Origin of the sequence: Paenibacillus sp. 1001270B_150601_E10 (assembly GCF_015558675.1) — a bacterium.
GTDB lineage: Bacteria > Bacillota > Bacilli > Paenibacillales > Paenibacillaceae > Paenibacillus_B.
Genome location: NZ_JADMOL010000001.1, coordinates 984,845 through 990,854, shown reverse-complemented (window position 1 = coordinate 990,854; position 6,010 = coordinate 984,845). Strand labels below are relative to the sequence as shown.

Here is a 6,010-nt window from a genome sequence, read left to right as displayed (position 1 = left end):
GTACCGCAAAGCTTCCAACCATACGGTCAAGTGCAAAGCGTCACAGCTCAAACGCATGGCGCACATAACAATGTGGTGCCGCAAAGCTTCCAACCATACGGTCAAGTGCAAAGCATCACGGCACAAACACATGGCGCACATAACAATGTGGTGCCGCAAAGCTTCCAACCATACGGTCAGGTGCAAAGCGTCACGGCACAAACGCATGGTGCACATAACAATGTGGTGCCGCAAAGCTTCCAACCATACGGTCAGGTGCAAAGCGTCACAGCTCAAACGCATGGCGCACATAACAATGTGGTACCGCAAAGCTTCCAACCATACGGTCAAGTGCAAAGCGTCACAGCTCAAACGCATGGCGCACAAAATAATGTGGTACCGCAAAGCTTCCAACCATACGGTCAAGTGCAAAGCGTCACGGCACAAACGCAAGGTGCACAAAGCAATGTGGTACCACAAAGCTTCCAGCCAACTGGCACTGTATCCAGCATCACTGCTTCGACGCAAGATGTTGATGATTCCAGCTTGACTGCTTCTGATGCAACTAGCATTACCTCCTTAGTAAATGATTCGTCTAACTAATAGACGGAATGTAGGTTGAAAAAACTTCAATCAGTTCTTGAAGGGCGACTCTTTACAGGGGTCGCTCTTTTTCATTTGCACAATATGTACTTGATTTCACAATATCGTGGATATATAATTTGTTATATATAGTTTTCAAATATAATTGTTTCGAAAGTGTGTCATCGACAAAAAAATATAATTATAGTTCTTGACAATGTCTTTGGTTCGAGATAAGATACTAATCAAAAGTAAGTAAATGATTTTTAATCACATAATAACAGCTGAAAAGTGAGGTATTCCTTGTATGAAAAAAGTATTAGTAGTTAACTCCAATCCAAAACCAGAATCCATGTCTTACGGTCTTCGCCTGGCGAGCCACTATGTAAATGAAATCAAAGCAAATGCTGATGTTGCAGTTACAACAGTGAACCTATACGAAGAGCACATTCCGTTGATTGACGGTGAAGTATTGGACGCATGGGGCAAAGCAGCTCAAGGCGCTGACCTTAGCCAAGGCCAACAAGCAGTGCTTGGCCGCATGAACGAAATCCTGGAGCAATTCCTCGCTGCAGACATGGTTGTATTCGTTTCTGCAATGTGGAACTTGAGCTACCCACCACTTCTTAAAGCATATATCGACAACGTTGTAATCGCAGGCCGTACATTCCGTTACACTGCTGAAGGTCCTCAAGGCCTTGTTGGAGATAAAAAAGTTGTTCACATCGAAGCTCGTGGCGGAGACTACTCCCAAGCGCCTGGCTTCCAATTCGCGAACAACTACTTGCAAGCTGTTATGGGCTTCATCGGTATTACTGAGTACGAAAACGTTGTTGTTGAAGGCATGAACGCAACTCCTGACAAAGCAGAAGAACTTCTTGAAGCTGCAAAAGTTCGTGCAACAGAAAGCGTAAAGCGTCACTTCTCTTTGGTTTAATTTCATCAGTCACATCTTCTTTATAGATAAGGAGCCTTCATTTAGAAGGCTCCTTTTTTTGCATGAATAAAGACCTTGGCATAACGCTTTGGGTTATCAAAGGTTCATAGTCACCAAATGGGCCATTGCACATATGATGGTAACGTGTGAAGGGAGGGATAACGAGATATGGCAGTGATCAAGACCAACTCCAACGATGTAAGAACCTTGGCGAGGCTTATGCGTGCTGAAGCAGAAGGCGAAGGCGAGCAGGGGATGCTTATGGTCGGTAATGTTGGAGTGAATCGCATATTAGGAAACTGTTTGGACTTTCGCAATATTCGAAGTGTAGACGATATGGTGTATCAGAATCCAGGCGGGTTCGAGGCGGTGCAGAAAAGCTACTTTTATCAGCGGGCTAGAGATCGTGATGTTCGTCTGGCTCAGCGTGTTGTAAATGGTGAAAAGATATGGCCTGCATCCAATTCTTTATGGTTTTTCCGTCCAGCGGGCAGTTGTCCTCCAACCTGGTACAATCAGCAGAATACAGGCCGCTTTAAAGCCCACTGTTTCTTTGCCCCTTCTGGAGAAGATTGTCCGTCAGTTTATCGATAGGTTCCTTGCGCACAAGAGATAAGATTGATAAAAGAGGAGAGAGATGTAATGGCATATAACATGTATCAACCGCAAGTTCAGCAGCTGTATCCTTCTTATCCTGTAGTCCCAAGATCGGGCTGCGGCTGTGGAGGAGGGCATCCAACACCGGTTCCCTATACGCAACCAAGCTATGCTCAACAAGGCGTACAGCAATGGCCGCAAGTTCAGCCTCAGATGATGCCCCAAGCCCAACAAGGTGTTGTGCCGCCGCCAGTAAGCAGCGGTGATTTGATGACGCCAACAGGTGCAGTCGTGCCGTTCAGCTTCGAGCAGTCCTATGTGGAGAACATTCTTCGCTTGAACTTGGGCAAGGTCGGAACGTTCTATATGACCTATGAGAACAACAGAGAATGGAATGCGAAGATTTTCCGCGGTGTAGTCGAAGCGGCAGGGCGCGATCACATCATTATCAGTGATCCTGTTACGGGTCAGCGCATCATTCTCTTAACGGTTAATCTTGATTATATTACATTCGATGAGCCGCTTAACTACGAGTATCCAGGCGTTACGCCAACGCCGACGCGTGTAGATGTAGAATAATAGCATTTTGTTGCGATAGGGACTGTTCTCGGGATGAGAAACAATCCCTTTTTCTTTTTGATGGCTACCTGACAACATTGTAAGGATACATAAGGTAAATCAATAGCTCACGACCCACATCAGTCCTATACTTTAATACATATTCATTAATCTTTCATCATGAGGAGTGAGCAACAATGAACAAATCAGGACGTCGACTGATGTTAAGTGCTTTGTCACTGACGATGGCCTTATCGCTGCTGGCAACGCCATATTCGAGCAGCAGCACTGCCTATGCGCTGGATGAATCCGCATCTCGTTCATCCACCAAGTTCCCACAAGCAAACGACCTCGCTAATAAGCAGCAGGCGCCACATATTCAGTATGATATTCAAGCGACGCTTCATGCTCAAGAAAGACTGATTACAGCTACCCAAAAGGTGAAGTATCGAAATCAATCGAAGGACAAGCTTGATCAGGTCGTGTTCCGTCTCTTTGCAGACGCAAACCGCTCAAAGGATACACAAACGACGATGTTTAAGAAAAACAATGAGCTGATTGCAAAAGAGAATCCAGATATGAAGCCTGAGGACTTCTTAGGAGGTATAGATATCAAAGAAGTAAAGGATGCTTCAACGGGACAAGCCCTTGCATTTAAAAAGGTAAATCAAGTACTAACCGTTGAGCTTCCGAAAGGATTGGACAGCAACAGTGAGATTACGCTGGAGATGAAATACAAGACGAAGATTCCATTCGGCATGCAGCGTTTGTCTGAATATAAAGACTTGGTTAATGGAGCTCATTGGTTCCCTGTTGCTTCTGTGTACAATGATACAACGCACAGCTGGGCGAAGGAGCCTTACAGCACGCATTTTGAAACAGACTATTATGATGTGGCAGACTATAAGGTAAGCTTGAATGTTCCGGAGAACATGGTTGTGGCGATGCCAGGAGATCTGACGGAAACGAAAACCGGGGACGGCCGCAAAATTATGACGGCAAAGGCGGACAACACAAGAGAATTGGTGTTCTTCGCAAGTGAGAACTTCAAGAAAGCCAGCAAGACGAAGAATGGCAGAACGGTTGAGTATTTTTATTTGAATGAAAAGAATGATCCCAAAAAAGATCAAGTGATCCAACAATACTTAGATCATGTATTGCATGTATTGGACTTCTTTAGCGAAAAATTCGGCCCTTACGGTTACCCTGAGTTCCGTGTCGTTGAATCTTATGTGCAGGGTGTGGCTGTTGAATTCTCCCGTCTTGTACAAATGGGCCCTATTCAAGTATCGTCGAATCCAGCAGATGATTCTGTGCTTGTGCATGAGATTGCACACCAATGGTTCCACTCCATGATCGGGAATGATTCAGAGAACGAGTCCTTCTTGGATGAGGGCTTTGCTGATTTTGCGATGAGTTACTTTTATGAGAAGGAGGGCAGCAAGCTCTCTGGTTTTAATGCCATTCGATTGCCAAACGGCCCTGTCGACCAAAAGATAAACTCGACAAACGAAGAATCAGTAGATATGTCCAATCTCTTGTTCTACCAAAAAGGACGTCAGGCGATTTATGAGTTGTACCGCACAGTAGGGGAATCGAAATTTGACGCCTTTATGAAGGAATACTTTAATCGGTATGCGTATAAAAATGCAACGGTAGACGGCTTATTGCAGACTATTGAGGATCAGCTCGGTAAAGAGGCTCGCGATCTCATGGATAAGAACCTTAATCAACCGAACTATGATTTGAATCCGAAATATGCAATGACCGAACAAGAGATGCAGGAATACATGAAGTTAACAACCACTCAACTCTATGACAATATCTTAAGTGGATTTACTGATCTTCCGAAATATACAATGGTTAACGTGATGAAGAAGGCCATACATGGCGAGCCTGTTGTCATTGTCTTGGCAGATGGAGTCAGCAAGCAGGCGCAAAAGCAGCAGCAGATCGTTCTCGAAGGATTTAACAACATGTTCAGCATGGTTGGTGTAAAACCACTTGTGCTTACAGAGCGTCAGGCAGTAAAGAAAGAGCTGGAATCTACGCTAGCGAAGAGCAATGTGATTGCTATAGGGAATCCGAATAAAAATGCATTTGTACAAGCCTTAAAGCCGCAGATGGTAAAAAAAGCTTCGGAAGCGAAATTCCCATGGAAAGAGATGATGAAGCAATCGAATGTATATGGTGCCTATGGCGTCGTACATCCATACAACAAGGATCGATTGGTCGTTCATTACTTCTGGACAGGTGATCAAGCGAGTGCAAAGGGCGAAGAGCAATTCCTGCCTATGGCCGCATATAAGACAATGGGTGCTACGAACAACTTGTATCAATACATGGTCTATAAAGCAGAAGGAACGGTGTTAAAGGAACAATATACGTATAATCCGATTTCTGAATTCTTTGCTGAATAATAGGGAAGAGCCGCAGACATATTATTGCGGCTCTTTTTTTAAATCTGTCTATAAACTAATGCAATTGTCGCTTGCGATCGAGCCAATGCTGCAGAATGAGCGTAAGGCATGCAAGCAGAACAAGCAAAGAAGCGACGGCAAATGCTGCAGAAAATTGATACTCATTATAAAGGATCTCGATGTGCAGCGGGATCGTGTTGGTCTCTCCTCGAATATGACCTGATACTACGGAGACCGCTCCGAATTCTCCCATGGCTCTAGCATTACAGATCACAATGCCATATAAGAGTCCCCACTTGATATTAGGCAGCGTAATTCGTGTGAACAGCCTCCAGCCTGTAGCCCCTAAAGTTGTGGCGGCTTCTTCTTCCTGTGTTCCCTGTGCCTGCATGAGCGGAATAAGCTCCCTTGCCACAAATGGAAAGGTTACGAATAAAGTGCCTAGGACGATTCCAGGCCAAGAGAAGATGATTTGCAGCCCATGCTCGGCAAGCCAAGGCCCGAACCAGCCATGTGCTCCGAACAGCAGGATGAAGATAAAGCCTGCGATGACGGGAGACACGGAAAAGGGGACATCGATAAGTGAGACTAGAAGTCGTTTTCCTCTAAAGGAGAACTTCGTAATACACCAAGCAGCTGCGATGCCGAATATCGCATTCAGCGGGACAACGACAAGCGCGATTGTCAGGGTAAGGCGTATGGCAGCCCACGCATCAGGATCGGTCAGCGATGCGATAAACACATCCACGCCTTTCTTCAACGCTTGCGAGAATACGGCAATAAGCGGCAGGATGAGCACAAGGGTTATTAATAACAGCATTGTGCCGATTAACAGTCGCCGGACCGTATCGGATTCACTGGTAACGGAGAAAGATTTAGAAGGCGGTCTCCCATGATGCGGGAGGAATTCCGTTAAGGTTCCTTCTTTCGTAGACAT

General features: G+C 45.3%; 6 protein-coding genes. 5 read left to right on the top strand and 1 reads right to left on the bottom strand.

Going from position 1 to position 6,010, the window contains the following annotated elements; genetic code table 11:
* The 5 genes from I2H74_RS04515 to I2H74_RS04495 all read left to right on the top strand — a co-directional run.
* On the top strand, positions 1 to 582 hold a 582-nt coding region (locus tag I2H74_RS04515), incomplete at its 5' end, for a hypothetical protein (protein ID WP_195571963.1).
* A gap of 286 nt (positions 583 to 868) precedes the next feature.
* A complete protein-coding gene (locus I2H74_RS04510) occupies positions 869 to 1,498 on the top strand; it encodes an NAD(P)H-dependent oxidoreductase (RefSeq protein WP_195571962.1) in 630 nt (209 codons plus the stop codon).
* Between the two features lie 168 nt (positions 1,499 to 1,666).
* On the top strand, positions 1,667 to 2,092 hold the full coding sequence (locus I2H74_RS04505) for a cell wall hydrolase (protein WP_195571961.1): 426 nt from the start codon (positions 1,667 to 1,669) through the stop codon (positions 2,090 to 2,092).
* A 48-nt stretch (positions 2,093 to 2,140) separates the two neighbouring features.
* Positions 2,141 to 2,674, top strand: a complete 534-nt coding sequence (gerQ, locus tag I2H74_RS04500; protein ID WP_229106328.1) for a spore coat protein GerQ — start codon at positions 2,141 to 2,143, stop codon at positions 2,672 to 2,674.
* A gap of 176 nt (positions 2,675 to 2,850) precedes the next feature.
* A complete protein-coding gene (locus I2H74_RS04495) occupies positions 2,851 to 5,073 on the top strand; it encodes a M1 family metallopeptidase (protein ID WP_195571960.1) in 2,223 nt (740 codons plus the stop codon).
* Between the two features lie 55 nt (positions 5,074 to 5,128).
* Here I2H74_RS04495 and cysW read toward each other — a convergent pair whose 3' ends face one another.
* Positions 5,129 to 6,010: a sulfate ABC transporter permease subunit CysW gene (gene cysW / locus I2H74_RS04490; RefSeq protein ID WP_195571959.1), complete on the bottom strand. Its 882-nt coding sequence runs from the start codon at positions 6,008 to 6,010 to the stop codon at positions 5,129 to 5,131.